General features: G+C 45.1%; 2 protein-coding genes. Both read right to left on the bottom strand.

Translation table 11 applies throughout. The features are described 5' to 3' along the window. Positions 1 to 1,608: HEAT repeat domain-containing protein (locus QUA04_RS28210; protein WP_333263684.1), on the bottom strand; the 1,608-nt coding region annotated here is incomplete at its 3' end. Between the two features lie 243 nt (positions 1,609 to 1,851). Continuing rightward, a partial coding sequence (locus QUA04_RS28205) for an NACHT domain-containing protein (RefSeq protein ID WP_445242387.1) occupies positions 1,852 to 2,780 on the bottom strand: 929 nt, incomplete at its 5' end.

Below are 2,780 nucleotides of genomic sequence, written 5' to 3'. Positions count from 1 at the left end.
CAAGGCACTGATCACGGCTTCTGAAGCATTTCCCAAGTTGCCCAAGGCTGATGCTGCCGAGTAACGCACTGAGTTATCCCCATCTTCGAGATGTAGCAGCAGAGCATTGATGACGGGTTCTGAAGCATTTCCCAAGTTGCCCAAGGCCTCTGCTGCCAAGGCACGGGCCGAGTTACCCTCATCTTTGAGACGTAACAGCAAGCCACTGATGACGGGTTCTGAAGCATTTCTCAAGTTGCCCAAGGCCTCTGCTGCCGAGTAACGCACTGAGTTATCCTCATCTTCGAGACGTAACAGCAAGCCACTGATGACGGGTTCTGAAGCATTTCCCAAGTTGCCCAAGGCCTCTGCTGCCTCACTACGCACCCCGTTATTCCCATCTTCGAGACGTAACAGCAAGCCACTGATGACGGGTTCTGAAGCATTTCCCAAGTTGCCCAAGGCCTTTGCTGCCGACCTACGCACCCGCTTATCCTCATCTTCGAGACGTAGTAGCAGAGCATTGATGACAGTTTCTGAAGCATTTCCCAATTTGCCCAGGGCAGATGCTGCCGAGTAACGCACATCCTCATTCGCATCTTTGAGACATAACAGCAGGGGGTTAATGACCCTTTCTGAAGCATTTCCCAACCAGCCGAAAGCTCGTGCTGCCTGACGACGCACATCCTTATTCGCATCTTCGATACGTAACAACAGGGAACTGATGACGGCTTCTTTTTCTCCTAATGCTGCTTGATATCCCTCCAATCCATTTTCACCAATGCCTCTTGCTTTCAAAAGTTGCAAAGTTTGCGCCTCAAACTCAGTCTCATTCATACTGCAAAGGATTTGAGAAACCTGAGAGCGAACTCTCTCACCAACCAGTGCCTCATCGCTTACTTCCAACTCAACCAACTTCTCCAAAATCTCCACACTTAGACTGGAATCTGCCACCTTTAACTCTTTAATATTTTCAGCAAGGCAACTGCCAGCAAAAAACAAATCGCGGTGCAACCATTGCTCATGCTCGCTATTCGCCGTCAAAATTGCCCGCATCGCTTTCGCCGCTTTCTTCGGTTTTTGTTGAGCAATCAACAACAGCAACACTTCCCGCCAGTGGGGGTCATGCAAATGCTCTCGAATATGATTGAGAACAATCTCAAAATCATCCTCATCATCTGCCTGATAGCCGATTTCCTGAGCGCACAAATATTCTTGAAAAGTCTTGTGTACAAAAGCGTACAAATCTTGTCCTTGTTCGTTGAGCAATCCCGTCCGCTGTTGAATAAAATCAACAAATCGTTTAGCTTCCTCTTTTGCCTGGAACCGTTCAACCTGTTTTTTGGTTTTAATATTCTTAGTTAACTGCTCTAACAAATCCTCCTTAGCAACCAGAGTCCCGCCTTCAGGATTATCCGTACTACCCTGAGTGTGAATCCAATAGGCGAGAATTTCCATCAGCCGCCGTAAATCGTCTACATCTAAACACTTGAATACTGACTTCTCGATCATATTTTTGTTAGCATGCCAACACTTTAACAGTGTCTCCACAGCTTTTTCATAAAGCTTGTGGCGTGCCCTCGGCAGTACCGCTTGATAGCGGTGAATCAAAGCAATGATTGTCAGCAATAGCGGATTTCTCGCCAACAATTTAATTCGGTCATTTTCAGCCAGAGCTTTTTTAATGCTATCTTTGCGGCGTTGAGCTTCCGCCGCATCTGGAACGCGGCTGTCGTACCAGCGATTAATAAACTCATCAACCTTAGCATCATCAAACAGTTGTAACTGATAGTGTTCAAACTCCGAAGTATTAAAAAAATCGCGTTTGTAACCAGCAGGGCGAGAAGTAATAATTGCCAGATTGTGATGATACTACCCCAAAAAACTCTTAATGTGCTGCACCACCGCATAGCGCTTGGATTCTTCAACAACCTCATCCAATCCATCCAACAAAATCATCGCCCTACCGTCTGCCAGCCAATACTCAAAAAAGCCTTCTGGCAGGGGTTTCACGGACATAGTTTTCTCAGCAAACTGGCGGGTATAGTCGAGGAGATTGATATCTGAAAGCCTAGCAAAATCCCGAATCTTAATCAAAATCGGCAAGCAATCTATCCCAGAATCCCAGCCGAGTTTTTCTGGAGCATTCTGAGCCAACATCACCGCAAAAAAGCTCAGTAAAGTTGTTTTGTCCGAACCAGGAGCGCCCAGCAACACAAATTTATTTGATTGGTTTTGATTCAATAATTGTGATGCTAAAAACTTTCTAGCAGAGCGAGTTTCTCTCTGCATCTGTTGCAGGTTTTTGCCTTCTTCCAATTCTTGGATATCCAATCGAACATGAATATTTACCTCTTCCAAGACATCGGGCATTACAAAAATTTGAGCCAATTTTTCCGCTTTTTCTATTTCCTGACCTTCGACTGCAGTGCCAGCAAACTTAACATCATCAAACCAGTTAGCCAGTTGCTTCAAATAGTCGGCTTTGGCCACTTTAAACCTTAAATAACTACTGGTTTTCTGAAAATAGGTTTCAGCAAAAACCTCCAACCAATCATACAGTCTTTCGGGAGCGAATCTGCCTTGAATTTTCTTGTGTTCTGGGACTGTCGCATTAAAAGCTGCAACTAAAAACTCAACTTGAGGCTTTTCTTGGTCGTTGAAAGGTTTCAGGAGTTCGGGAAGTGCTTCGGTCAAGAAACTGTTAAGAAAATCTTCGACTACTATCATGTCCGGTCGATCAACCATGATATAATCAGGAGGAACACCACCCCCATCAAATAAAAAATGCCAAAACGAAT

The sequence above is a fragment of the Microcoleus sp. S13_C5 genome, assembly GCF_036700845.1.
Lineage (GTDB): Bacteria > Cyanobacteriota > Cyanobacteriia > Cyanobacteriales > Microcoleaceae > Microcoleus.
Note: the sequence above shows the minus strand (reverse complement) of the source record. Positions and strands in the feature narration are given on the sequence as shown.